Here is a 23,559-nt window from a genome sequence, read left to right on the forward strand (position 1 = left end):
GGTCGTAGGCTGCCGCGCATGTGCGGAATCGTGGGATACGTGGGGTCGCAGTCGGCGCTTGATGTGGTGATGGCCGGGCTGAAGCGGCTGGAGTACCGGGGGTATGACTCGGCGGGTGTCGCCGTGCTCTCGGACGGTGGGATGGCCGCTGCGAAGAGGGCCGGGAAGCTGGTCAATCTGGAGAAGGAACTCCTTGAGCGGCCATTGCCGACCGGATCGACCGGGATCGGGCACACGCGGTGGGCCACGCATGGCGGGCCGACCGACGCGAATGCCCACCCGCATCTCGACAACGCGGGGCGTGTCTCTGTCGTGCACAACGGGATCATCGAGAACTTCGCGCTCTTGAGGGCCGAGTTGGAGGAGCGGGGGCATGAGCTGGCCTCCGAGACCGACACTGAGGTCGTGGCGCATCTGCTCGCCGAGGAGTTCTCGTCGTGTGCGGATCTGGCAGAGGCCATGCGGCTGGTGTGCCGGCGGCTGGAGGGGGCGTTCACGCTGGTCGCCGTTCATGCCGATGAGCCCGATGTGGTGGTGGGAGCTCGGCGGAACTCGCCGCTCGTGGTGGGGGTTGGAGAGGGCGAGGCCTTTCTTGCCTCCGATGTCGCCGCGTTCATCGCTCACACGCGGTCCGCGATCGAGCTGGGACAGGATCAGGTCGTCGAGTTGCGGCGGGACGGGGTGACTGTCACCGGGTTCGACGGACGGCCGGCGGATGTGCGGTCGTATCACGTTGACTGGGATGCCTCGGCCGCGGAAAAGGGCGGCTACGACTACTTCATGCTCAAGGAGATCGCCGAGCAGCCGAAGGCCGTTGCCGACACGTTGCTGGGGCGCATTGATGCCGCCGGTTCGCTGACGCTGGACGAGGTGCGGATCGCTCCGCAGGTGCTGCGGGAAGTGGACAAGGTCGTCATCGTGGCCTGCGGTACGGCCTTTCACGCCGGGCTCATCGCCAAGTACGCCATCGAGCACTGGACGCGGATTCCGTGCGAGGTGGAGCTGGCGAGCGAGTTCCGGTACCGGGATCCGATTCTCGATCCGCAGTCGCTCGTCATCGCGATCTCGCAGTCCGGCGAGACCATGGACACGCTGATGGCCCTACGGCACGCCCGCGAGCAGGGGTCCAAGGTGCTGGCCATCTGCAACACGAACGGGTCGACCATTCCCCGTGAGTCCGACGCCGTTCTCTACACCCATGCCGGTCCGGAGGTGGCCGTCGCCTCGACCAAGGCCTTTCTGACGCAGCTCGTGGCCTGCTACCTCGTCGCCCTCTATCTGGGGCAGGTGCGCGGGACCAAGTGGGGTGACGAGATCCGGGACGTGATCCGGGACCTGTCCGAGATCTCCGGTGCGGTCGATCGGGTGCTGGAGACGATGGAGCCTGTACGGGAGCTTGCGCGCACCCTTGCCGAGAAGGACACCGTGCTGTTCCTGGGGCGGCACGTGGGGTATCCGGTGGCGCTGGAGGGGGCGTTGAAGCTCAAGGAGCTTGCTTACATGCACGCCGAGGGTTTTGCGGCGGGGGAGTTGAAGCACGGGCCGATCGCTCTCATCGAGGACGATCTGCCGGTGGTGGTTGTGGTGCCTTCGCCTCGGGGGCGGTCCGTTCTCCACGACAAGATCGTGTCCAACATCCAGGAGATCCGGGCTCGGGGGGCGCGGACGATCGTGATTGCGGAGGAGGGGGACGAGGCGGTCGTGCCGTATGCGGATCACTTGATTCGGATTCCGGCCACGCCGACGTTGCTGCAGCCGTTGGTGGCTACGGTGCCGCTTCAGGTGTTCGCGTGTGAGCTGGCTACCGCCCGGGGCAACGAGGTGGATCAGCCTCGGAACCTGGCGAAGTCGGTGACGGTGGAGTAGTCGCGCTTCAGGTTGTCGAGGAAGGCGGCGAAGGCTCCGGCCGGGAAGGTGAGGGTTGCGCTGGCCGGGGTTTTCGTGTCACGGACTGCGATGTGGGTGGGTGAGGTCGCGATTTCCACGCAGCTGTTGCCGTCGCCTTCGCCGGAGTAGGACGACTTCCGCCAGTTGTCCATGGGGGTGCCTCACAGCTCTTTCGTCAGCTTGTGGATGAACTCACGCGACCGGTCAGCTTCAAGGGACGCGGCTTCTACTCTACGGAAGCTTGTTCGGTAGGTGTTGAGCTGCGCCTCGGAATCGATGAGTACTGAGCCGTGGGGCGCGTCACGCACCACTGTGTCCAGCTTGGGCAGGGGGCCACTTGCATACGTCATCGTGCTTGAGGCTCGGGCGAAGCCGTCCAGGTCGAAGGGGATGACACGCAAGGTGATGTGGTCTGCCTCGGAAAGCTCAAGGAGCCGGTCGAGTTGAGCCCTTGAGGTGGCTCGGTCGCTGACCCTGATGCGAAGCGCCGCCTCGTGGATGACGACCTCGTGGGGGATGGTGGACTCCTGGCGCGTCATGCGGTGGCGGACACGCAACTCAAGTTCGCTGTCGGTGAGTTCGGGCAACCTGGCGGAGAAGATGGCGCGGGCGTAGTCCTCCGTCTGCAGCCGACCCGGTACGAACAGGATGGCTACGTCGCGTAGGGACGCGGCGTGGTGCTCCAGCTCGGCGAGATCCAGGAACGACGTGGGTAGTCGGCCCCGGTACTCCTCCCACCAGCCCCGGGTCCGATCGGTGGCCATCGTGACGAGCGCGTTGATGAACTCCTCGTCTGTGCAGGCGTAGTGGGAGGCGAGGCGGCGCAGCCGTTCCTCGCTTACGCCGGTGAGTCCGGACTCGATGTGGCTCATCTGGACGTGGTTCACGCCGAGCATGGCTGCCGCCTGACGGGCGTTGAGACCTGCCGCGTCGCGCAGTCTGCGCAGTTCAACCCCGAGGCGTTTCTGTCGGGCCGTTGGTTCGCGCCTCGTCGTCATCGACTGCTCCTCGGTGCAACGCGCTTGTAAACGCGACTCGTTCGGGTGCCAGGTTATGCGATCGGCTTGCTGCACCGAAACATTATCCCCTACCGTCGGTGATGCGACGCACACGCAGCGGAAGCGCACCGCTTCGTCCTGCCACGACGGCTGCGGCACTGCCACAGCAAACTCCCCACCACCCCGAACGGAGCTCACGCATGCCCGAAACCGAACCCTGGGAGTACACGCTCTACATCCCGAACGACGTCCGAGCCGTCACCGTCTCCCGCCGCACCCTCCGCCTCATCCTCACCATGCACGGCCTCATCAGCCTCGTCGACACGGCCGAACTCCTCGCCACCGAGCTGGTCGCCAACGCCGTACGCCACACCAAGGGGCCCGCGGCCCTACGGGTGCGATGGGCGGCCGGTGTGCTGCGGATCGGGGCGTGGGATGCGGATCCCGAACCACCGGAACCGCCGGGGGAGTGGGAGCAGCTCGGGGAGGTCGAGGAGGGGCGAGGGCTGGCCCTTGTGCGGGCCTGCGCCGATGTGTGGGGCTGGCAACCGCTGACCAGACACGGCAACCGCGGCAAATACGTGTGGTGCGAACTGACTTCAGCGGCGTGAATGTTTCCCCGCTCCGGGTAGTCCGCCCGTATCGGACGGTGTGCGTGAGCGCATCACCACCTGCACCGATCTTGACCTCGTCGACGCCTGGCTGGAGCGCTCCCGCACGATCGGGCGGGCCGAGGACCTGTTCGCCGAGGACCCGGAGGTTTCGGAGACCGGTCCAGGGACGCCCGGTGGGTCGTAAAGTGCCCGAATGAGCATCATCGGGGTCGGTATCGACGTGGCCGAGATCGATCGGTTCGCGGCTTCGCTCAAGCGGACGCCCGGGCTGGCTGAACGGCTGTTTCTGAAGAGTGAGTTGCTGTTGCCCAGTGGGGAGCGGCGGGGGGTTGCCTCGCTCGCTGCCCGGTTCGCGGCCAAGGAGGCGGTGGCCAAGGCGTTGGGGGCGCCGGCGGGACTGTTGTGGACCGATGCCGAGGTTTTCGTCGAGGACAGCGGCCAGCCGCGGTTGCGGGTGACGGGGACGGTGGCGGCGCGGGCGGCGGAGCTGGGGGTGCGGTCCTGGCATGTGTCGCTGAGCCATGACGCGGGGGTGGCCTCGGCGGTGGTCGTGGCTGAGGCGTAGTGCGGGCTTAGCGGGCGAGGGTCTCGCTACCTGAAGAAGTGACCGTTTCGAGAGAGACTCGATTCCATGCGTACTGCGTACAGCGTGGAGACGGTCAGGGGCGCCGAGCGGGAACTCATGGCACGGCTGCCCGAGGGGGCGTTGATGCAGCGGGCCGCGGCCGGACTGGCCGCCGCCTGCGGGCAGTTGATGGGGCGGGTGTACGGCAGCCGGGTGGTGCTGCTGGTCGGCAGCGGGGACAACGGCGGCGACGCGCTGTACGCGGGGGCCCGGCTGGCCCGGCGTGGTGCGGGAGTCTCGGCGGTGTTGCTGTCGCCCGAGCGGGCGCACGCCGGGGGGCTCACGGCGCTGCGCCGGGCGGGTGGACGGGACGTGCGCCCGGGTGATGCCGAGGAGTTGATCGCGGCGGCCGATCTCGTCGTCGACGGCATCGTCGGGATCGGCGGGAAGGGTGGGTTGCGGGCGGAAGCGGTGGCGTTGGCTTCGCTGGTCGCGGATTCGCCTGCTGCCGTTGTCGCCGTCGATCTTCCCAGTGGCGTCGACGCCGATACCGGTGAGGTGCGGGGTGCGGCTATCCGGGCCGATCTGACCGTGACCTTCGGGACGCACAAGCCGGGGTTGCTGATCGATCCGGCGCGGGAGTACGCCGGGTCGGTGCGGCTCGTCGACATCGGGCTCGAACTGCCTGCCGAGGCCGAGTTGGAGGCCTTGCAGCACGCGGATGTGGCGGCGCTGCTGCCGGTGCCGGGCGGGGAGAGTGACAAGTACCGGCGGGGCGTCGTCGGGATCGCCGCCGGGTCCGCGCGGTATCCGGGGGCGGCGGTGCTGGCTGTGGCGGGGGCGTTGCGGGGTGGGGCCGGGGCCGTGCGGTACGTCGGGCCGGCCGCGGATGCCGTGATCTCCCGTTTCCCCGAGACGCTGGTGTCCGACAAGGGGCCCAAGCAGGCGGGGCGGGTGCAGGCGTGGGTCGTGGGGCCCGGGGCCGGGGACGATGCTTCGGCTGTGGGGGAGGTGTTGCGGGCGGATGTGCCGGTGCTGGTGGATGCGGACGGGTTGCGGCTGGCGGATCCAGATGTCGTACGTCGTCGTACCGCGCCGACGCTGATGACTCCGCATGCCGGGGAAGCGGCCGCGCTGTTGGGGGTTGCGCGGGAGGAGGTTGAGGGGGCTCGGCTGTTCTTCGCGCGGGAGTTGGCGGGGCGGTATGGGGCGACGGTGTTGCTGAAGGGGTCGACGACGTTGGTCGCGGATGCGGGGGGTGGGGCGGTGCGGGTGAATCCGACGGGGACGGCTTGGCTGGCGACCGCTGGGAGTGGGGACGTGTTGTCGGGGTTGGCGGGGTCTTTGCTGGCGGCGGGGCTTTCGGCTGTCGATGCGGGGAGTGTGGCGGCGTATCTGCATGGGCTGGCGGGGCGGTTTGCGGCGGATGGGGCGCCGGTGGGGGCGCATGACGTTGCGGAGGCGATTCCGGGGGCGTGGAGGGATGTACGGGGGTGAGGGGGCGTGGGCTGTTCGGCGCCCGGGGTTGGAGCTGGTCGGGGGTGGGTCGCGCAGCCCGGCGCTTACGGGGTGCCGCCTGCGCCCACCCGTGCCGCCCTAGGCGGCACGAATGCCCGCAGCTGAGCTGAACCGGCCCGCAGCCTGCTGGGTGGGCGCCGCCCCTGCGGCACGAATGCCCGCAGCTTGGGCGGGGGGACGACTGCCCGCGGCTGGGCGGCTGCGTACGGGTGATGTCTACCGCGCGGCTCCCCGGTGCCGTCGGAGCGGCGCGCTTATGTGAGCGCATGATCAGTGGACGTCTTGTGCGCCGGAGTGTCGCGGTTTTGTTGGCCGTTGTCACTGTGATTCCTGTGGGGAGCGCCGCTGCGGAACCTGGGCCGAATGCTGCTGGTGTGGAAGGGGAGTTGGTGCCGGGGGAGAGTGCGACCGGCGATGAACTGGATGCCGTCGAGACGGAGCTCAGGGACGCGGCCGACAGGGCGTATGCGTTTCTGGAGGATGTTCCGGTTGACGATGAGATCGTGCCGGACAGCTGCCCCGACTTCACCGGGCCTTATCAGCGGCAGGTCGAGCGGTATCTGAAGTTGAAGGTGGACGGGAAGCAGTCCGAGAGGGACTGCGAGGCGATCCGGGCGTTTCAGGAGAAGCAGGGGCTCGAGGTCGACGGATATGCCGGTCCTCTGACGTGGGCGTGGACGCAGGTCGCCGCGGCGAAGAAGAACCCCAATGCCGCGAAGAAGTGCCCGGTACGGACGTATCGCGTCGCCTGTGTCGATCTCAGCCGGCAGCTGACCTGGGTTCAGAAGGGGAAGAAGGTCGTCTTCGGGCCGGTGCCCATGCGCAGTGGGCGGGCGGGGTATCGGACTCGTGTCGGGTGGCACACGATCTACTGGCGGCACAAGAATCACTACTCGTCGCTCTACAAGTCCCCTATGCCGTACGCCCAGTTCTTCAGCGGCGGTCAGGCATTCCACGCCGTCCACGGCACCATCTTCACCACCGTCGGCTCCAGAGGGTGCGTCAGCATGCGCCACGGTGACGCCCGCAAGCTGTGGGGTCTGCTGAAGAAGGGCGACCGGGTGTACGTGTGGGGGCGTCGGCCGATCTGAGCGCGAGGCGACGGCCGTAACTCGTGTGCGCGCGTTGTGATTGCGGCCGTCGCTCGCAAACGGTAGGGCGGGAAATTGGCGCTTCCTAGGTGAAGAAACCACCGAAGGGAGCAATCCCGGTCGGCCGAGTATGCGGAGCCGAAAAGGGGAGGGTTCGCTGGCGGCATGAGTGAATCAGACATACGTGATGCTACTCGGCGTGAAGTGCTGGGAGGGGCGGCCGTTGTTCTGGGGGGTGCCGTCCTTGGGAAGCGCGCGAGCGATTCTGATTCGGGTGACTGGGGTGAGGAACCGGCCGGGAGTTGTGGCATCGAGTACGACGAGGAATTCGAGGCCCTGCTCGCGGACGTGGAGGAACCCCAGGACTGGGTGGACCCGGACGACGACGTGTCCCGCGCCCCCAAGAAATGGCGCCGTCCGGTACGGCGGCGGGTCAAGGTCACGGCGCGTTACCGGATGCGGGGGAGTTGGGCGGTCGGGTATCACACCGGAATCGACCTCGCCGTACCGAGGGGAACCCCGGTCTATTCGGTGGGCCCCGGTGTCGTGGTGCTGGCCCGGTGGTCTGGGTCGTACGGCAAGGCCGTGACGGTGAAGATGAGTGACCGCCGGTATGTCGTCTACGCCCATCTGTCGCGCATCTCCGTGGCGCGGGGCGACAAGGTCCGGCCCGGCACGCGGCTCGGCAACAGCGGCAGTACCGGCCGTGCCACCGGCCCGCATCTCCATTTCGAGGTGCGCACCCGCCGCAAGTACGGCTCGGACATCGACCCGGTGAAATATCTGGCCCGGCACGGACTGCGCCTCTGACCCGCACGGTGCCGCAGCGGCGATGGCGTCCGTGGAGCGACGCAGCTGCGCGGAGCGCAAGCCTCCGCAGGCCGCGGCGGCCCACGACGACGGGTCCCGGTGGGCGTGGGGCGCCAGGCGCCGGCCCGGCGCGGACGGCCGCTGCGCGGCGCACAGGGCCGTCCGGCCCGGGGACCTCATGCGGGCCGGGCAGGCGCGGTCCAGGATTCAGGGCACCTCGTGCGGGCCCGCGCGGCCTGGATTCCGGGCACCCCATGCGGGCAGGCGCGGCCGGCATTCCCGTACCACTCGGCGGGACGCCGTCACAGCGGCCACCGGCGGCCGGACAGCTCGACCGTCATACCCCTCTGAGACACTGGGGGCGCCATGACTGAGAACGCACCACCGCCGACCGCCCCGCTGCGTGCCCGCGCCGAGATCGACCTGGCCGCGCTGCGGGCCAATGTGCGGGCCCTGCGCGCGCTGGCACCGGGTGCGCAGCTGATGGCCGTGGTGAAGTCCGACGCCTACGGCCATGGCGCGGTGCCGTGCGCCCGTGCGGCCGTCGAGGCCGGCGCGAGCTGGCTGGGAACCGCCACTCCCGAGGAGGCCCTCGCGCTGCGGGCCGCCGGTGTGCCGGGGCGGATCATGTGCTGGCTGTGGACCCCGGGCGGGCCCTGGCGCGAGGCCATCGAGGCCGACCTCGATGTATCCGTCAGCGGTATGTGGGCTCTACAGGAAGTGACCGCTGCCGCTCAGCAGACGACGACCCGGACGCCCGCCCGTGTCCAGCTCAAGGCCGACACCGGGCTCGGGCGGGGCGGCTGCCAGCCCGGCGGGGACTGGGCCGAGCTGGTCGGCGCCGCCCTGCGGGCCGAGCGGGACGGACTCATCCGCATCACCGGGCTCTGGTCGCACTTCGCGTGCGCCGACGAGCCCGGGCATCCCTCCATCGACGCCCAGCTCAGCCGCTTCCGGGAGATGGTGTCGTACGCCGAAGAGCAGGGCGTGCGGCCCGAGGTGCGGCACATCGCCAACTCGCCGGCCACGCTCACCATCCCCGACAGCCACTTCGACCTCGTCCGCGCCGGGATCGCCGTCTACGGCATCTCGCCCAGCCCGGAGATCGGCGGCCCGGCCGATTTCGGACTGCGGCCGGTGATGACGCTGTCGGCGTCGGTCGCGCTGGTGAAGCACGTCCCGGGGGGCCACGGCGTCAGTTACGGGCATCACTACACCACCCCCGGCGAGACCACCCTCGGCCTGGTGCCCGTGGGCTACGCGGACGGCATCCCGCGGCACGCCTCCGGGACCGGGCCCGTCATGATCGGCGGCAAGTGGCGTACCGTCGCGGGACGGATCGCGATGGACCAGTTCGTCGTGGACCTCGGGGGCGACGAGCCCGGAACCGGGGCCGAGGCGGTCCTTTTCGGGCCCGGCGACCGCGGCGAGCCCACCGCCGAGGACTGGGCGCAGGCCGCGGGCACCATCGCATACGAAATCGTCACCCGCATCGGAATCCGTGTTCCCCGCGTCTATGTGAACGAGGAACAAGCGGGGTAGACGCCAGGAGGCGTGCACCGCAGTCAGCAGCAGCCATCCGGCGACCAGCAGTACGGCGAAGAGGAGCGATTCGTGAGCGAGAGCAGTGCGGAGGCCGTAGCGAACGCCGCCTCGGCGGCCGTCGCCTCCGCCACGGGGGCGGCCGGGAACTGGCGCCGGGTGACCGGTATCGCGGGTGCCGCGATCGGCGTGGTCGCCGCGGGTGCGGCGGCCGGCGTCGCGATCGAACGCATGACGGTCGGACGCGGGATGCGGCAGAAGGCCCGCCTCGCCCTGGATTCGGCCGGACCGTACGGCGCCCTGCGCGGCACCCCCGGCAAGGCGTACGCCGACGACGGCACCGAGCTGTACTACGAGGTCGACGACGTCGAACCCCAGGAGGGGCTCACCCCGCGGCGCCGGCGGCTCTTCGGCCGTAAGGCCCCCGCCCCCGTCACCGTCGTCTTCAGCCACGGCTACTGCCTCAGCCAGGACTCCTGGCACTTCCAGCGCGCGGCGCTCAGGGGTGTCGTACGGACGGTGCACTGGGACCAGCGCAGCCACGGCCGGTCCGCGCGCGGGGCGTCCCAGATCCAGGACGGCATTCCGGTCAACATCGAACAGTTGGGCCGCGATCTGAAGGCCGTGATCGACGCGGCCGTTCCCGAGGGGCCGATCGTACTGGTCGGGCACTCCATGGGCGGAATGACCGTGATGGCGCTGGCCGACCAGTTCCCGGAGCTGGTCCGGGAGCGGGTCACCGCCGTCGCGCTGATCGGTACGTCGTCGGGGAAACTCGGCGAGGTCAACTTCGGGCTGCCGGTCGCGGGCGTCAACGCCGTGCGCCGGGTGCTCCCCGGAGTGCTGAAAGCGCTGGGGCAGCAGGCGGCGCTGGTCGAGCGGGGGCGGCGGGCCACCGCCGATCTGTTCGCCGGGATCATCAAGCGGTACTCGTTCGCGTCCCGGGACGTCGATCCGGCGGTCGCGCGGTTCGCCGAGCGGATGATCGAGGGCACGCCGATCGATGTGGTCGCCGAGTTCTACCCGGCCTTCGCGGACCACGACAAGACCGAGGCGCTTGCGCATTTCGCTGACCTGCCCGTGCTGGTGCTGGCCGGTGTCAAGGACCTCGTCACGCCCAGTGAGCACAGTGAGGCCATCGCCGATCTGCTGCCGGACGCCGAACTCGTCCTCGTCCCGGACGCCGGGCACCTGGTGATGCTGGAGCACCCGGAAGTGGTCACCGACCGTCTCGCCGACCTGCTCACCCGCGCGGGTGCCGTGCCGGCAGGGGCTACCGTAAGTGGCTATGGAAGCAGTACCGCACAGCCAGGCTGAGCCGGGCGTCCAGAACCTCACCATCACCTCCCCCGACCAGATGCGGGAACTCGGCCGACGCCTCGCCAAGCTGCTGCGCGCCGGTGACCTCGTGATGCTCAGCGGGGAGCTCGGCGCGGGCAAGACGACGCTGACCCGGGGGCTGGGTGAGGGGCTCGGGGTCCGGGGGGCCGTCACCTCACCGACGTTCGTGATCGCCCGGGTGCATCCGTCGCTGGGGGACGGGCCGCCGCTGGTCCACGTCGACGCGTACCGCCTCGGTGGCGGCCTCCACGAGATGGAGGACCTCGACCTCGATGTCTCGCTGCCCGAGTCGGTGATCGTCGTGGAGTGGGGCGAGGGCAAGGTCGAGGAGCTGACCGACGACCGGTTGCAGGTCGACATCCACCGGGCCGTCGGCGACACGGCCGATGAGGTACGGCGGGTGACGCTGACCGGGCTGGGGGAGCGCTGGGCGAACGCGGACCTCAGCGTGCTGTCGGCGTGAGCGTGAACGTTCCGACAAGGCGTCGGCAAGTTATTGCTTTCGGGGTCTTGCGCGTGGTCACATGGTACCCAGTCTGTAGTTAGGTCTACCTAACTACGTCCGCCCCCGTCCCTCAGGAGGCGTCCATGTCGGCTTCGGAACGCAGCACGGAGAACGACCGCTACGAAGTTCGCCCGCGACAGCCGTACGACGCGGTGCCTGGGGTGTCCATGCGCGATCTGCTGGCCTCGTGTGCCGCCGCGAACGTGATTTCCACGCCGCCGCGGGCGCCGGAGCCGTGTGGAACAGAGGGCCGTCGGGCCGCGTAGTCGTCTGCGGGTTCGTTGTGGCTGGTCGCGCAGTTCCCCGCGCCCCTATCGGGGCGCTGCACTGACCCTGGCTCTAGCGGATTACGACGATCTTCTGGCCTACCGTCGCGAACTGCCACATCGCGTTGCCGTCCGCGCGGGATTCGCGGATGCCGCCTGTTTTCACTGTGGGGTCGGGGACCGGGGTTGAGCCGTCGACGGCTGCGCTGAAGCCGATGGCTACGCCGTCGACGCTGGTGAAGCGGACGACGTGTTCGATGGGGGTGCCGTCGGAGCCGGTGACCGCGTTCGAGCGGGAGGTGACGAAGTAGGTGCCGGGCGGGGGGTCGACCGTGCTCGGGTTGACCTTGAAGGTGCGCTGGACCTTGTTGGCCCGGGTCACGAGCCAGACGCGGTCGTCGTCCACCGCGTACACGACCCGTTCACCCTGTCCGGAATTGGCGGGCAGTGCCTCGGGGTGCCGACCGTCCCGCGCCGCCTTGGAGGTGGCCGCCGTGGCCGACCCGCCCGCCTGGGGCCGACCCAGATCGGCGGGTACGGTCGCCGAGGCCTGGTAGGCGAGGAAGCCGACCGTCGCGACGGCCGCCGCGGTCAGCACGGCCACGAATCCGGCGCTGCTGCTTGGCACGGTCGCCCACCTCTTCGTCGTACGTCACGCTTCGTTGCGACGGTAGCAGCACGTGACCGCCGGACCTGGGCGGCCGTGCTCGAGCCCGCGGAGCCGTAGGCTGTTTGCGTGCTCTTGCTAGCTCTGGATACCGCCACCCCCGCCGTCACCGTCGCCCTGCACGACGGGACGGATGTCATCGCCTCGTCGAGTCAGATCGACGCGCGCCGACACGGAGAGTTGCTGCTGCCGACCGTCGACCGTGTGCTGACCGAGGCGGGGCTGAAGCTCGACGCCGTCACCGGGATCGTCGTGGGGATCGGTCCGGGCCCGTACACCGGGCTGCGGGTCGGTCTGATGACCGCGGACACGTTCGGGCTCGCGCTCGGCGTCCCCGTGCACGGGCTGTGCACGCTCGACGGCCTCGCGTACGCGTCCGACATGGGCAGCCCCTTCGTCGTGGCCACCGACGCCCGGCGCAAGGAGGTCTACTGGGCGCGGTACGCCGACTCCCGTACGCGCGTCACCGATCCCGCCGTCGACCGGCCCGCCGACATCGCCGACCGGGTCGCGGGGCTGCCCGCCGTCGGCGCGGGCGCGCTGCTGTACCCGGACACCTTCCCCAGCGTGCACGAGCCCGAGCATGTGTCGGCCGCGGCGCTCGCGAGCCTCGCCGCCGAGAAGCTGGCGGCCGGCGAGGAACTGCCCGCGCCCCGGCCGCTGTACCTGCGCCGTCCCGACGCCCAGGTCCCCAAGAACTACAAGGTGGTCACCCCCAAGTGACAGCGGTGCTGCGCGAGATGCGCTGGTGGGACATCGACGCCGTGCTCGAGCTGGAGAAGGACCTCTTCCCCGAGGACGCCTGGTCGCGCGGGATGTTCTGGTCCGAGCTGGCCCACGCGCGCGGTCCCGCGGCGACCAAGCGGTACGTCGTCGCCGTGGACGAGGACCGGCTCGTCGGGTACGCGGGCCTCGCCGCGTCCGGAGACCTCGCCGACATCCAGACCATCGCCGTCACCCGCGACCACTGGGGCACCGGCCTCGGCGGGCTGCTGCTGACCGAGCTGCTGCGGGCGGCCACCGCCTTCGAGTGCGCCGAAGTGATGCTGGAGTGCCGGATCGACAACGTCCGCGCCCAGAAGCTGTACGAGCGCTACGGCTTCGAGGCCATCGGCTTCCGGCGCGGCTACTACCAGCCGGGGAACGTGGACGCCCTCGTGATGCGACTGACCGACCCATCAACCTCCGTACAAGGAACCGAGATCAATGGCTGACGAACCTCTGGTCCTGGGGATCGAGACCTCCTGCGACGAGACCGGGGTCGGCATCGTCCGCGGCACGACCCTGCTGGCGGACGCCGTCGCGTCCAGCGTCGACGAGCACGCCCGCTTCGGCGGCGTGGTGCCGGAGGTCGCCTCCCGGGCGCATCTGGAGGCGATGGTCCCGACGATCGACCGTGCGCTGAAGGAGGCCGGGGTGAGCGCCAGGGACCTGGACGGCATCGCCGTCACCGCCGGTCCCGGACTCGCCGGCGCCCTGCTGGTCGGCGTCTCGGCGGCGAAGGCGTACGCCTACGCGCTGGGCAAGCCGCTGTACGGCGTGAACCACCTGGCCTCGCACATCTGCGTCGACCAGCTGGAGCACGGCGCGCTGCCCGAGCCGACGATGGCGCTGCTGGTCTCCGGCGGGCACTCGTCCCTGCTGCTGTCCTCCGACATCACCTCCGACGTACGGCCGCTGGGCGCCACCATCGACGACGCGGCCGGCGAGGCCTTCGACAAGATCGCGCGGGTGCTGAACCTCGGCTTCCCGGGCGGTCCCGTCATCGACCGGTACGCGAAGGAGGGCGACCCTATGGCCATCGCTTTCCCGCGCGGTCTGACCGGGCCCCGCGATCCGGCGTACGACTTCTCCTTCTCCGGATTGAAGACCGCCGTGGCCCGCTGGATCGAGGCCAAGCGGGCGGCGGGGGAGGAGGTGCCGGTGCGTGATGTGGCGGCGTCCTTCCAGGAGGCGGTCGTGGACGTGCTGACCCGCAAGGCCGTACGGGCCTGCAAGGACGAGGGCGTCGAGCATCTGATGATCGGCGGTGGCGTGGCGGCCAACTCCCGGCTGCGGCATCTTGCCCAGCATCGGTGCGAGGCGGCCGGGATCGAACTGCGGGTGCCGCGGCCCAAGTTGTGCACCGACAACGGCGCGATGGTCGCCGCGCTCGGTGCGGAGATGGTGGCGCGGGGGCGGGCGGTGTCCAGCTGGGACCTGTCGGCGGACTCCTCGCTGCCGGTGACCGACCCGCATGTGCCGGGGCATGACCACGTCCACGAGGTCAGCAAGGACAACCTGTACTCATGACCGTGGCGTTGATGTGGGAGGCGCGGGCGGTCGACGGGCGGGGCGAGGAGCTGCTGGCCTGGGCGCGCGGGCAGCGGCTTCCCGAGGAGCCGCTGCGCCGGGAGACCTTCCGCGCGCCGCAGGACCGGGTGCTGGTCATCACGTGGTGGGACGCCGACTACGACGCCGTACTGCCGGAACTGCCTGAGCCCGACGGTGAGTTGGTCACCCGGGCAGTGCACCGGTGGCGGTTCGAGGCAGTGGCCGGGGGCTGAAGGAGAGCCGCCAGGGCTTGTCCGGGTCGTGGCCCCGCCACAGCACCTTGCCGTGGCGGCGCTCCCAGTCGGCGGCGAGCCAGGCCTGCCCCAGCCAGGCCAGCGCCGGCCAGAGCGGGAACAGGGCCGCCACGGGGTCCAGGGCGAACGCGAAGCCCAGCGTCGCGGCCGTCGTCATGGTGAACAGCCACGGATTGACCGGACGCCGGAGCAGGGACGCCTCGACGGGCGCCTCCTCCAGGGGGACCGCGGCCTCGAAGTCCAGCACCTCGCTGAACCCCTTGATCCGGGTCCCCCGGAGGAGCGTGGCCAGCGTCGCGAAGCCGATCAGGCCGAGGACGAACAGCGGCAGCCCGCTCCAGCTGACCAGCGCCCCCTGGGAGACGGCGGTCACCGGCACGCAGACGGCGGCCACGGCCAGCACGGTGATGACGGACCGCAGTTCATGGTGGACGTATCTGTCCATCGCGCCCTTCCCCCGAGGCTCAGGACACCACCGCCTCGCACCGCAGCCGGCGGTCCGGGCCGAGCACCCGTACCGGGCCGGTGAGAGTCAGTCGTGCCGTGTGCAGCACTTCCGCGCTGGATACCCCCAACCGTAGTTCCAGCACGCCCGGTTCAACCACCTTCCGGCCTGCACGGTCGGTGAACGCCGAGAGGTCCGTGTGGAAGCGGAAGCTCACACGGCGGGATTCTCCGGGTGCCAGCTCCAGCCGCTGATAGCCGATCAGCCGGACGTCCGGGCGGGTCACCGAGGCCACCGGATCGTGCAGATACAGCTGCACGACCTCGGCGCCCTCGCGGTCGCCCGTGTTGCGGACGGTCACGGTCATCTCGTACGAGCCGTCCGTGCCGATCTCCGCCTCCGCCGCGTCGGACTCCCAGGCGAACGTCGTGTACGAGCGGCCGTGTCCGAAGGCGTACAGCGGTGTCGGGTCCAGGTTGCTGACCTCGCCGGCCAGGCCCAGCGGGGGCTGGAGGTAGGTCCAGGGCTGTCCGCCGGGCACCTGCGGGACGCTCACGGGGAGGCGGCCGGAGGGGTTGACGCGGCCCGACAGCACTCCCGCCACCGCCGGGCCACCCTCCTCCCCGGGGAAGAACGCCTGGACGACCGCGCCGAGCCGCCCGTGCCAGCGGCCGAGCGCGTAGGGCCGTCCCGTCAGGAGTACCAGCACGACCGGTACGCCCGTCGCGATCAGCTGGTCCAGCAACTCGCCCTGCACGCCCGGCAGTCGCAGGTCCGTCACATCGCAGCCCTCGCCCGACGTGCCCCGCCCGAACAGGCCCGCCCGGTCGCCCAGCACCGCCACGCACACATCCGCCTCGGACGCCCGGGCCACCGCCTCCTCGAAGCCGGAGGTGTCCGGGTCCGAGGTGTCGCAGCCCTCGGCGAACGTCACCTTGGCGTCGGGGAGTTCGTCGCGCAGGGCCTGGAGGACGGGCGGGATCTCGATGCCCATGGGCACTTCGGGGTGGTGGGTGAGGACGTGGGACGGGAAGGAGTAGCAGCCGAGCATGGCGAGGGCGTCCGCCGCGCGCGGGCCCACGACCGCGATCCGGGCGTCCGGGGCCAGCGGCAGCACGCCGTCCGGGTTGTCCAGCAGGACCACGGACTCCTCGGCCAGACGGCGGGCGAGGGCGCGGTTGGCCGTCGAGTCGAGGTCGATCGGGCCCTTCGGCTCCGGGTCCCAGTCGGCGTCCAGGAGGCCGAGTTCGCACTTCTGGAGCAGGACCCGGCGGGCCGCCCGGTCCACCAGTTCCTCCAGGACGCGGCCCTCCCGTACCGCCTCCAGCAGCGGGCGGCCGTAGCACTTCACCGTCGGCAGTTCCACGTCGATGCCCGCGGCGAGCGCCGCGTGCGCCGCCTCGGCGGGGGAGCCGGCCACGCGGTGCAGGGTCTCGAGGAACGCGATGCCGAAGTAGTCGGCGACGACGGTGCCGGTGAACCCCCAGTCCCGGCGCAGGAGTTCGGTCAGCAGGGCCGGGTCCGCGGAGGCCGGCACACCGTCCGTCTCGTTGTAGGCCGCCATCACCGAACGGGCCCCGCCCTCGCGCAGCGCCAGCTCGAAGGGCGGGAGGATCACGTCCGCGAGCTCCCGGACGCCCGCCCGCACGGGGGCCTGGTTCCGGGCGCCCGCGGAGGACGCGTACCCGGCGAAGTGCTTGAGCGTGGCGATGATCCCGGCCGACTCCAGCCCCCGGACGTATGCCGCGCCGACCGTGCCGACCAGGTACGGGTCCTCGCCGATCGTCTCCTCGACCCGGCCCCAGCGCGGATCCCGTACGACGTCCAGGACGGGCGCGAGGCCCTGGTGGACGCCGGCCGCGCGCAGGTCGCGGCCGATGTGCCGGGCCATCTCCTCGACCAGCAGGGGGTCGAAGGTGGCGCCCCAGGCGAGGGGGACCGGGTAGGCCGTGGCGCCCCAGGCGGTGAAGCCGGCGAGGCACTCCTCGTGGGCCACGGCAGGGATACCGAAGCGGCCCGAGTCGGCGATACGGCGCTGGGCGCGGGCCAATGCCTGCGCGCCCAGCGCCGGGTCCACGGGGGCGGTGCCGTAGGAGCGGGTGAGCTGGCCCAGACCGTGGGTGATCAGCTCGTCCCAGGTGTAGTCGACGGTCATGTCGTGCTGGTGCGGAGCGACTCCGTCGCCGTCCGTGGCGGCGCCCACCCACACGCCGTACAGCTGGGCGGTCTTCTCCTCCAGGGTCATCCGGGCGAGGAGATCGTCGACGCGGGCGGCGGCGGGCAGGGCGGGGTCACGCCAGGGGGCGGTGGTCATGAAACTCCTGTCGGTGTTCCAGTCGCTGGCGAATGTTTCGATATGCACTTCGAATGTTCCGGGACGCTATGGCGCTCAGAAGGGTTCGTCAAGAGGGGGTGCAGGGATACGATCGCCGCCATGACACCCTCCGAGCCCGCTCAAACCCGGACGGCAGGACGCTCGACGCAGACCGCGACGCTCGCCGAGATCGCCCGCGAGGCCGGCGTATCCGCGCCGACTGTTTCGAAGGTCCTCAACGGACGGGCCGATGTCGCCCCGGCGACCCGGACCCGCGTCGAGGAACTGCTGCGCGCCCACGGCTACCGGCGCCGCCGCGCCGAGGCGAGCCGCTCCCCCCTGATCGACCTGGTCTTCCACGAGCTGGAGAGCGCGTGGGCGATGGAGGTCATCCGGGGAGTGGAGAACGTGGCGCGGGACGCCGGGCTGAGCGTGGTGCTGAGCGAGAGCGCCGGCCGGCTCACCCCCGGCCGCACCTGGGCCGACCAGGTCGCCGCCCGCCGCCCGCACGGCGTGATCCTCGTCCTGTCCGGCCTCGACGAGTCCCAGCGCGCCCTGCTGACCAGCCGTTCCATCCCGTTCGTGGTGATGGACCCGGCGGGCGACCCGGGTGCCGACGTGCCGTCCATCGGCGCCACCAACTGGCAGGGCGGGCTCGCCGCCACGCGCCATCTGGTCGAGCTGGGGCACACCCGGATCGGCGCGATCACCGGCCCGTCCCGGATGATGTGCAGCCGCGCCCGGGTGGACGGCTACCGGGCGGCGCTGGAGACCGCCGGACTGCCGGTCGACCCCGAGCTGATCAAGAACGGCGACTTCCACCATGAGACGGGCTACCGCAGGGGACTGGACCTGCTGCGTGCCCCCGGCCGGCCCACCGCCGTCTTCGCCGGCAACGACCTCCAGGCGCTCGGCCTGTACGAGGCGGCGCGCGAGCTGGGGCTGCGCATCCCGGAGGACCTGAGCGTCGTCGGCTTCGACGATCTGCCGATCGCCCGCTGGGTGGGGCCGCCGCTGACGACCGTACGGCAGCCGCTGACCGAGATGGCCGAGGCGGCGGCCAAGCTCGTCCTCGATCTCGCGCGCGACGACGGGACGCCGGCGGCGACACGGGTGGAGCTGGCGACGAGCCTCGTGGTGCGTAGCAGCACAGGGGCGCCGCCCGCTGTTCCGACGTCAGTCGGGTGACCGGCCGAAACTTTCGGAGCCTTGGATCTGTGCTGAGGCGGGGCTGAGAAGTCTGAGAATTTCCGTAGAAACAGCGGGCAGGGGTGCCCTCTCGTAATAATTCGGACTTACGTTCCTGCCCGTGACTGTTGAAGACGAACACGGGGACGACAACGGGGGAACGGACAGACACATACGCCCGCGCTCCGGCCTGCTGAAGGCCGTCGGTTTCACCCTGGCCGGTCTGCTGGCGCTGGGCGCCGCGGGGGCCGGCTGGGTCTACTGGCACCTCAACGACAACATCACGAGCGTCGACATCAACAGCGCGCTCGGCGACGACCGCCCGGCCAAGTCGATGACGACGCCCGACGGTTCGGCGTCCGCGTCCCCCCTGCCGACCGAGGCCCTGAACATCCTCGTGCTGGGCTCGGACTCGCGGGAAGGCGAGGAGAACCAGCAGCTCGGCGGCGGCGACAGCGGCGGCGCCCGCTCCGACACGGCGATGGTCGTCCACCTCGACGCCGGCCGCACCGAGGCCACCGTGGTCAGCATCCCGCGCGACACACTCGTCACCCGGCCGTCCTGCCCGCTGGCGAACGGGGAGTCGACGGAGAAGGCGTACGGCGTGATGTTCAACAGCGCCTATTCGGTGGGCGGTCCGGTCTGTGCCGTGAAGACCGTCGAGTCGATGACGAACGTCCGTATGGACCACTACATCGAGATCGACTTCGCCGGCTTCGCCAGGCTGGTGGACGCGCTCGGCGGGGTCACCGTCACCACGGACGAGGACATCGACGACGAGGACAGCCATCTGACCCTCGAGGCCGGCACCCATCAGCTCGACGGCGAGCAGGCCCTGGCCCTCGCCCGCACCCGGCACGGCATCGGCGACGGCAGCGACCTCGGGCGCATAGGCCTCCAGCAGACGCTCGTGAAGGCCTTGCTGGAACGGCTGTCCGACATCGGCCCCACCCGGCTCTACTCGGTCGCCGACGCCGCGACCGGCAGCCTCACCACGGACACCGGCCTGGACTCACTGGCCGAGCTGTATGCGCTCGGGCAGAGCCTCGAGGGGCTGTCCGCGGACGACACGACGACGGTGACCATGCCGGTGGAGACGGCACCGTCGAACGCCAACCGGGTGGTCGCGGAGGAGCCGGAGGCGGGGGAGTTGTGGGAGTCGTTGGGGTGACCTGCGGAAAGCCGGCTGGAAAAAATCCTCGAAGAAAGTTCGGCGCGGATGTCGATCCGGACGTCTCCCGGTCGACGCATGAGTGAGAGGCGGGGAGAGACCCCGCCGACGTCACAAGGAGTCACCATGCCCCGCTACCTGACCCTCGTCCGCATCGACGAGAACAACGCCCCCGCCGAGGGCCCGAGCCCCGAGATGATGCAGCGGATGGGAGAGCTGCTGGAGGAGATCACCAAGGCCGGGGTGATGCTCGACACGGGTGGCCTTCTGCCGACCAAGGAGGGCACCCGGGTGCACTGGGAGGGCGGCAAGATCTCCGTGACCGATGGGCCGTTCACCGAGTCCAAGGAAGTCGTCGGCGGCTACTCGATCACGCAGTGCAAGGACAAGGCCGAAGCCATCGAGTGGGCCTCGCGGTTCCTGAAGGTGCACGGCGAGGAGTGGACCGTGACCTGCGAGGTACGGCAGCTCGACGAGGGCTGAGACTGACGTGCTTGGCGGCGCGCGGGTACGGGTGTCGAATGGGGGGTTGTGAGCAACCAGCCCTCCGCCGACCCGCGCGCCACCGTCGAGACCCTCTTCCGTATCGAGTCGCCCCGCGTCATCGCCGCCGTCGCCCGTGTCGTCCGCGACGTCGGCATCGCCGAGGAGCTGGCCCAGGACGCCCTGGTCGCGGCGCTGGAGCAGTGGCCGCGGGACGGAGTCCCGGACAACCCCGGCGCGTGGCTGACCGCCACCGCCAAGCACCGCGCCGTGGACCTGGTCCGCCGCCGGGAGAACTACGCCCGGAAGCTCCAGGAGATCGGCCGGGACCTTTCGGATGTGGCCGCACCGCCGGAGCCATCCGCCCCCGACGACATCGACGACGACCTGCTCCGCCTCGTCTTCACCGCCTGCCATCCGGTCCTCTCCGCCGAGGCCCGCATCGCCCTCACCCTGCGCCTCCTCGGCGGCCTGACCACAGCGGAGATCGCCCGCGCGTTCCTCGTCCCGGAATCGACGGTCGCCCAGCGCATCGTCCGCGCGAAACGCACCCTCGCCACGAAGAACGTGGCCTTCGAGGTGCCGTACGGCCCCGACCGCGAGGCCCGCCTCGGCTCCGTTCTCGACGTCATCTACCTGATCTTCAACGAGGGTTACGCGGCCACGGCCGGCGACGACTGGCTGCGCCCGTCCCTGTGCGAGGACGCGCTGCGGCTGGCCCGGCAGCTGGCAGGACTGATGCCCAAGGAGCCCGAGGTGCACGGCCTGGCCTCCCTGCTGGAGTTCCAGGCGTCGCGGATGGCCGCCCGCACCGGCCCGGACGGGGAGCCGGTCCTGCTCCAGGACCAGAGCCGCAGCCGCTGGAACCGGCTCCTCATCGCCCGCGGGATCACCGCCCTGGACCGCGCGGACGCGGTGTCCACGGGCGTGCCCGGCCCGTACGTCCTCCAGGCCGCGATCGCCGCCTGCCACGCGCACGCGCTCAGCTACGAGGACACCGACTGGCGGGCGATCGCCACCCTGTACGGCCTGCTCGCCGCCCGCGCCCCCTCCCCGGTCGTCGAACTCAACCGCGCGGTCGCCGTGTCGATGGCGGACGGCCCCGCCGCGGCCCTGGAGCTGGTCGACGCCCTCGCCGCCGAACCCGCCCTGCGGGACTACCACTTGCTGCCGAGCGTGCGCGGCGATCTGCTGGCCCGCCTGGGGCGTACGGCGGAGGCGCGCGAGGAGTTCGTCCGGGCGGCCGGGCTGGCACGCAACGAACGCGAGCGGGAGCTGCTGCTGGCCAGGGCACGGGAGTGCGATTCGTAACCCGAAGACGCACATCTGTTCACCAGTAACTCTGTTCCCCTCGCGCCTCGTTGGGCACTACAGTGACCCGGCCTCTGTGCAGAGGCTGTGAAGATCCATGGGGGGATCGAAACCTTGAGCATGTTCACGCGCCGCCGTGCCGCGGCGCTCGCGACCGCGGCGGTGCTCGCCGCCGTGGGCACCCTGGCCACCGCGCCGGGCGCCCTCGCCGACGAAGCAGGGCCCTGGCCGGGCACCGAGGGCCGGATCCTCACCGACGGCCCCGTCCTCGTCGACCCGGCCACCGGCCGGGCCACCGCCGTCCCGGGCGCCTCCGGGAACTACGCCGCCTGGGCGCCGGACGGCAGCCGGCTGGTCACCGCCTGGAGCCAGATCTCCAGTGTCCGGCCCAGCGGCTCCTCGAAGATCACCCTGCCCTGGGCGGAGGGCATGCGCTCCAGCGCCGCCTATGAGGACCTGGCCTTCTGGTGGGGCGGCCGCTACGTCGTCTTCGCCTCCGGCGGCCAGCTCGCCTACGGCCCCTCCGACGGCTCATGGGCGCCCGCCCCGCTGCTGTCCGAGGCCCTGGAACCGGCCAAGGTCTGCGACGAGGACCCGACGGTCAGCCCGTCCGGCCTGCTCGCCTTCTCACGCCGTATCGAGGGCTGCTCCGACAGCGCGCGGATCTACACCTACGACGGAACGACGAACACGCTCAAGCGGGTCCTCGCCAACGCCGAGCAGCCCGCCTTCTCGCCCGACGGCACCAAGCTGGCCTTCGTCCGCAAGGACGCCGACGGCAACCCGCAGATCCTCACGGCGAACGCCGACGGCACCGACGTCCGGCAGCACACCAACGGCCCCCGCCGGTACGCCAACCCGTCCTGGTCACCCACCGGCAAGCGGATCGTCTTCGACGCCCACACCTCGCCGTACAGCGACGACGTACACACCACCGAGTACGTCGACCTGGCCACCGGCGAGCTCACCCGGGTCCCGGGCACGCCGCAGGGCAGCAACCCCAGCTGGCAGCCGCTGCGCAAGAACCGCACCGGCCGGATCTGGGGCAGCAACGCCTACAACACCAACGTCGCCTCCTCGCGCTGGACCTGGAACAAGATCGGCGGCAGTGTGCCGGGCCTGCTGGACGCGAAGGCTGCGGTGCTGGTCAACCAGGACGACACGGCGTACGCGCTGACCGCGCCCGCGCTGGCCGGCAGGAAGCAGGGGCCGGTGCTCACGACCCCGAAGAGCGGGCTGTCCACGGCGGTGAAGAGCGAGCTGAAGCGGGTGCTGAAGCCGGGCGCCAGTGTGTATCTCGTCGGCGGCACGTCCATCCTCAGCAGCAATGTCGCCGCCCAGCTGAGGACGCTCGGCTACGTCCCCAAGCGGCTGTCCGGCACCGATCGCTACGAGACGTCGGTCAAGGTGGCGCAGTCCGTCACCGGCGCCCCGAAGTACGTGTTCCTGGCGTCGGGCACCGACTACCGCGCGGCCCTCCCGGCAGCCGCCGCGGCCGGCGCCGACGGAGCGGCCAGCGCGGGCAGCGTCGTCCTCACCAACGGCAAGAAGCTGACCGCGGCCGTGAAGTCGTACCTCAACAGCCTGAACCCCGACAGGACCATGATCATCACGGTCGGGTCGGACGCCAAGTACGCGCTGACCCACACGGGCTTCTCCCGGTGGCCGTCGTCGTACTCGTACTACCCGATCACCGGGAGCACCGACGCGGCGCTGTCGGTGGCGGTCGCCAAGTTCTGGTGGACGGCGCCGAGTTCGGTGGCCCTCGCCTACGCGGGCGCCTGGCGCGACGGCCTGTCCGCCGGTGCGGCGATGAACGTCTTCGGGCCCCTCCTGTGGACCTCCCGCCCCGCCCTGTCGGACGAGACCAAGAGCTATCTGCTGCGCGAGTCCGCCAGCACGAGCTTCACGGTCGCGTTCGGCCCCACCGCCTCCGTCACCGCCAGCACGCTGAACACGGCGGGCTCCTCGATCAGCGCGAGCGGCTCCCAGTTCGTGTACCACGAGTACTACAACGGCACGGTGCCCACGAGCGCGCAGACGAGCACCTTCTCGGCCCGCACGAACGGCGGTCAGCCCGCCACCGTGGCCCGCACCGGTCCGATCGGTGCCGACCCCCACCTGGAGCCCCTCAAGACGCTCCACCGGCAGTAGCCGACGGCCGCGCGGGGGCGCCGACGAGCATGGTCGGGGGGCCCCCCCCCCCCGCGGGGCAAACCCACCCCGCCCCCCCCCCCCCCCCCCGGAACAAAAAGAGCACAAACACACCCACCACC

The 23,559-nt window shown here is 70.7% G+C and carries 25 protein-coding genes; 20 read left to right on the forward strand and 5 right to left on the reverse strand.

The genetic code is table 11. The features are described 5' to 3' along the window. The first annotated feature begins 18 nt into the window (after positions 1-18). Complete coding sequence (gene glmS / locus AB0I98_RS05985) at positions 19-1,866, forward strand: glutamine--fructose-6-phosphate transaminase (isomerizing) (protein ID WP_362935865.1); 1,848 nt, start codon at positions 19-21, stop codon at positions 1,864-1,866. Here the strand turns inward: glmS and AB0I98_RS05990 are convergent. Both AB0I98_RS05990 and AB0I98_RS05995 read right to left on the reverse strand, forming a co-directional pair. After that, the gene (locus AB0I98_RS05990) at positions 1,827-2,039 is read right to left on the reverse strand and encodes a DUF397 domain-containing protein (protein WP_362935868.1); all 213 of its coding nucleotides are present in this window, start codon (positions 2,037-2,039) and stop codon (positions 1,827-1,829) included. The genes glmS and AB0I98_RS05990 overlap by 40 nt on opposite strands. A gap of 9 nt (positions 2,040-2,048) precedes the next feature. Then, the gene (locus AB0I98_RS05995; RefSeq protein ID WP_362936449.1) at positions 2,049-2,885 is read right to left on the reverse strand and encodes a helix-turn-helix transcriptional regulator; all 837 of its coding nucleotides are present in this window, start codon (positions 2,883-2,885) and stop codon (positions 2,049-2,051) included. Between the two features lie 200 nt (positions 2,886-3,085). On the opposite strand from AB0I98_RS05995, the gene AB0I98_RS06000 reads away from it, so the two are divergent. The 10 genes from AB0I98_RS06000 to AB0I98_RS06045 all read left to right on the forward strand — a co-directional run bounded on the left by AB0I98_RS06000 (position 3,086) and on the right by AB0I98_RS06045 (position 11,137). After that, positions 3,086-3,496, forward strand: a complete 411-nt coding sequence (locus AB0I98_RS06000; RefSeq protein WP_362935871.1) for an ATP-binding protein — start codon at positions 3,086-3,088, stop codon at positions 3,494-3,496. A 40-nt stretch (positions 3,497-3,536) separates the two neighbouring features. Beyond that, entirely contained in the window at positions 3,537-3,683 is a 147-nt protein-coding gene (locus tag AB0I98_RS06005) for a hypothetical protein (RefSeq protein ID WP_362935874.1), read from the forward strand. A gap of 9 nt (positions 3,684-3,692) precedes the next feature. Further along, positions 3,693-4,064 (forward strand): holo-ACP synthase, encoded by a 372-nt coding sequence (locus AB0I98_RS06010; protein WP_328438989.1) that lies wholly within the window; start codon positions 3,693-3,695, stop codon positions 4,062-4,064. Positions 4,065-4,130: 66 nt separating this feature from the next. Continuing rightward, positions 4,131-5,561, forward strand: a complete 1,431-nt coding sequence (locus AB0I98_RS06015) for an NAD(P)H-hydrate dehydratase (protein ID WP_362935877.1) — start codon at positions 4,131-4,133, stop codon at positions 5,559-5,561. 287 nt (positions 5,562-5,848) lie between these two features. Continuing rightward, on the forward strand, positions 5,849-6,673 hold the full coding sequence (locus tag AB0I98_RS06020) for a L,D-transpeptidase family protein (protein WP_362936452.1): 825 nt from the start codon (positions 5,849-5,851) through the stop codon (positions 6,671-6,673). A gap of 165 nt (positions 6,674-6,838) precedes the next feature. After that, the gene (locus tag AB0I98_RS06025; protein ID WP_362935880.1) at positions 6,839-7,483 is read left to right on the forward strand and encodes a M23 family metallopeptidase; all 645 of its coding nucleotides are present in this window, start codon (positions 6,839-6,841) and stop codon (positions 7,481-7,483) included. 366 nt (positions 7,484-7,849) lie between these two features. Further along, on the forward strand, positions 7,850-9,025 hold the full coding sequence (alr, locus tag AB0I98_RS06030; RefSeq protein ID WP_362935883.1) for an alanine racemase: 1,176 nt from the start codon (positions 7,850-7,852) through the stop codon (positions 9,023-9,025). A 72-nt stretch (positions 9,026-9,097) separates the two neighbouring features. Further along, positions 9,098-10,342 (forward strand): alpha/beta hydrolase, encoded by a 1,245-nt coding sequence (locus AB0I98_RS06035; RefSeq protein WP_362936455.1) that lies wholly within the window; start codon positions 9,098-9,100, stop codon positions 10,340-10,342. After that, the gene (tsaE, locus tag AB0I98_RS06040; protein WP_362935886.1) at positions 10,314-10,829 is read left to right on the forward strand and encodes a tRNA (adenosine(37)-N6)-threonylcarbamoyltransferase complex ATPase subunit type 1 TsaE; all 516 of its coding nucleotides are present in this window, start codon (positions 10,314-10,316) and stop codon (positions 10,827-10,829) included. The genes AB0I98_RS06035 and tsaE overlap by 29 nt, the downstream gene beginning before the upstream one ends. A gap of 125 nt (positions 10,830-10,954) precedes the next feature. Beyond that, on the forward strand, positions 10,955-11,137 hold the full coding sequence (locus tag AB0I98_RS06045) for a hypothetical protein (protein WP_362935889.1): 183 nt from the start codon (positions 10,955-10,957) through the stop codon (positions 11,135-11,137). Positions 11,138-11,210: 73 nt separating this feature from the next. On the opposite strand, the gene AB0I98_RS06050 is transcribed toward AB0I98_RS06045, so the two are convergent. After that, complete coding sequence (locus tag AB0I98_RS06050; protein ID WP_362935892.1) at positions 11,211-11,765, reverse strand: hypothetical protein; 555 nt, start codon at positions 11,763-11,765, stop codon at positions 11,211-11,213. 108 nt (positions 11,766-11,873) lie between these two features. Here AB0I98_RS06050 and tsaB point away from each other — a divergent pair, with 108 nt between their 5' ends. From tsaB to AB0I98_RS06070, 4 genes are read left to right on the forward strand one after another with little or no spacing between them, the layout of a single operon-like run. Next, positions 11,874-12,527: a tRNA (adenosine(37)-N6)-threonylcarbamoyltransferase complex dimerization subunit type 1 TsaB gene (gene tsaB, locus AB0I98_RS06055; protein ID WP_362935895.1), complete on the forward strand. Its 654-nt coding sequence runs from the start codon at positions 11,874-11,876 to the stop codon at positions 12,525-12,527. Between the two features lie 17 nt (positions 12,528-12,544). After that, positions 12,545-13,018 (forward strand): ribosomal protein S18-alanine N-acetyltransferase, encoded by a 474-nt coding sequence (rimI, locus tag AB0I98_RS06060; RefSeq protein ID WP_362936457.1) that lies wholly within the window; start codon positions 12,545-12,547, stop codon positions 13,016-13,018. Continuing rightward, positions 13,011-14,096 (forward strand): tRNA (adenosine(37)-N6)-threonylcarbamoyltransferase complex transferase subunit TsaD, encoded by a 1,086-nt coding sequence (gene tsaD / locus AB0I98_RS06065; protein WP_362935898.1) that lies wholly within the window; start codon positions 13,011-13,013, stop codon positions 14,094-14,096. The genes rimI and tsaD overlap by 8 nt, the downstream gene beginning before the upstream one ends. Then, positions 14,093-14,350, forward strand: a complete 258-nt coding sequence (locus tag AB0I98_RS06070) for a hypothetical protein (protein WP_362935901.1) — start codon at positions 14,093-14,095, stop codon at positions 14,348-14,350. Before tsaD ends, AB0I98_RS06070 begins: the two co-directional genes overlap by 4 nt. Here AB0I98_RS06070 and AB0I98_RS06075 read toward each other — a convergent pair. Beyond that, entirely contained in the window at positions 14,301-14,816 is a 516-nt protein-coding gene (locus AB0I98_RS06075) for a hypothetical protein (RefSeq protein WP_362935904.1), read from the reverse strand. The two genes, AB0I98_RS06070 and AB0I98_RS06075, sit on opposite strands and share 50 nt — an antisense overlap. Before the next feature lie 19 nt (positions 14,817-14,835). Next, positions 14,836-17,130 carry a glycoside hydrolase family 3 N-terminal domain-containing protein gene (locus AB0I98_RS06080; protein ID WP_362935907.1) on the reverse strand — a complete coding sequence of 765 codons (2,295 nt, stop codon included), beginning with the start codon at positions 17,128-17,130 and terminating at the stop codon, positions 14,836-14,838. Positions 17,131-17,250: 120 nt separating this feature from the next. Between AB0I98_RS06080 and AB0I98_RS06085 the strand changes: the two genes are divergently transcribed. The 5 genes from AB0I98_RS06085 to AB0I98_RS06105 all read left to right on the forward strand — a co-directional run bounded on the left by AB0I98_RS06085 (position 17,251) and on the right by AB0I98_RS06105 (position 23,437). Next, on the forward strand, positions 17,251-18,318 hold the full coding sequence (locus tag AB0I98_RS06085; RefSeq protein WP_362935910.1) for a LacI family DNA-binding transcriptional regulator: 1,068 nt from the start codon (positions 17,251-17,253) through the stop codon (positions 18,316-18,318). A gap of 172 nt (positions 18,319-18,490) precedes the next feature. After that, on the forward strand, positions 18,491-19,489 hold the full coding sequence (locus tag AB0I98_RS06090) for an LCP family protein (RefSeq protein WP_362936460.1): 999 nt from the start codon (positions 18,491-18,493) through the stop codon (positions 19,487-19,489). Between the two features lie 126 nt (positions 19,490-19,615). Then, on the forward strand, positions 19,616-19,972 hold the full coding sequence (locus tag AB0I98_RS06095; protein ID WP_362935913.1) for a YciI family protein: 357 nt from the start codon (positions 19,616-19,618) through the stop codon (positions 19,970-19,972). A gap of 48 nt (positions 19,973-20,020) precedes the next feature. Further along, entirely contained in the window at positions 20,021-21,283 is a 1,263-nt protein-coding gene (locus AB0I98_RS06100) for an RNA polymerase sigma factor (RefSeq protein WP_362935916.1), read from the forward strand. A gap of 120 nt (positions 21,284-21,403) precedes the next feature. After that, on the forward strand, positions 21,404-23,437 hold the full coding sequence (locus tag AB0I98_RS06105; protein WP_362936463.1) for a cell wall-binding repeat-containing protein: 2,034 nt from the start codon (positions 21,404-21,406) through the stop codon (positions 23,435-23,437). The last annotated feature ends 122 nt before the right edge of the window (positions 23,438-23,559 follow it).

Origin of the sequence: Streptomyces sp. NPDC050211 (assembly GCF_040656035.1) — a bacterium.
Classification (GTDB): Bacteria; Actinomycetota; Actinomycetes; order Streptomycetales; family Streptomycetaceae; genus Streptomyces.

Excerpts from the sequence above, each read along its gene's own strand:
- glmS (WP_362935865.1), top strand. The coding sequence starts at position 19 with ATGTGCGGAATCGTGGGATACGTGGGGTCGCAGTCGGCGCTTGATGTG.
- AB0I98_RS05990 (WP_362935868.1), bottom strand. The coding sequence starts at position 2,039 with ATGGACAACTGGCGGAAGTCGTCCTACTCCGGCGAAGGCGACGGCAAC.
- AB0I98_RS05995 (WP_362936449.1), bottom strand. The coding sequence starts at position 2,885 with ATGACGACGAGGCGCGAACCAACGGCCCGACAGAAACGCCTCGGGGTT.
- AB0I98_RS06000 (WP_362935871.1), top strand. The coding sequence starts at position 3,086 with ATGCCCGAAACCGAACCCTGGGAGTACACGCTCTACATCCCGAACGAC.
- AB0I98_RS06010 (WP_328438989.1), top strand. The coding sequence starts at position 3,693 with ATGAGCATCATCGGGGTCGGTATCGACGTGGCCGAGATCGATCGGTTC.
- AB0I98_RS06015 (WP_362935877.1), top strand. The coding sequence starts at position 4,131 with ATGCGTACTGCGTACAGCGTGGAGACGGTCAGGGGCGCCGAGCGGGAA.
- AB0I98_RS06020 (WP_362936452.1), top strand. The coding sequence starts at position 5,849 with ATGATCAGTGGACGTCTTGTGCGCCGGAGTGTCGCGGTTTTGTTGGCC.
- AB0I98_RS06025 (WP_362935880.1), top strand. The coding sequence starts at position 6,839 with ATGAGTGAATCAGACATACGTGATGCTACTCGGCGTGAAGTGCTGGGA.
- alr (WP_362935883.1), top strand. The coding sequence starts at position 7,850 with ATGACTGAGAACGCACCACCGCCGACCGCCCCGCTGCGTGCCCGCGCC.
- tsaE (WP_362935886.1), top strand. The coding sequence starts at position 10,314 with ATGGAAGCAGTACCGCACAGCCAGGCTGAGCCGGGCGTCCAGAACCTC.
- AB0I98_RS06045 (WP_362935889.1), top strand. The coding sequence starts at position 10,955 with ATGTCGGCTTCGGAACGCAGCACGGAGAACGACCGCTACGAAGTTCGC.
- rimI (WP_362936457.1), top strand. The coding sequence starts at position 12,545 with ATGCGCTGGTGGGACATCGACGCCGTGCTCGAGCTGGAGAAGGACCTC.
- tsaD (WP_362935898.1), top strand. The coding sequence starts at position 13,011 with ATGGCTGACGAACCTCTGGTCCTGGGGATCGAGACCTCCTGCGACGAG.
- AB0I98_RS06070 (WP_362935901.1), top strand. The coding sequence starts at position 14,093 with ATGACCGTGGCGTTGATGTGGGAGGCGCGGGCGGTCGACGGGCGGGGC.
- AB0I98_RS06075 (WP_362935904.1), bottom strand. The coding sequence starts at position 14,816 with ATGGACAGATACGTCCACCATGAACTGCGGTCCGTCATCACCGTGCTG.
- AB0I98_RS06080 (WP_362935907.1), bottom strand. The coding sequence starts at position 17,130 with ATGACCACCGCCCCCTGGCGTGACCCCGCCCTGCCCGCCGCCGCCCGC.
- AB0I98_RS06085 (WP_362935910.1), top strand. The coding sequence starts at position 17,251 with ATGACACCCTCCGAGCCCGCTCAAACCCGGACGGCAGGACGCTCGACG.
- AB0I98_RS06095 (WP_362935913.1), top strand. The coding sequence starts at position 19,616 with ATGCCCCGCTACCTGACCCTCGTCCGCATCGACGAGAACAACGCCCCC.
- AB0I98_RS06105 (WP_362936463.1), top strand. The coding sequence starts at position 21,404 with ATGTTCACGCGCCGCCGTGCCGCGGCGCTCGCGACCGCGGCGGTGCTC.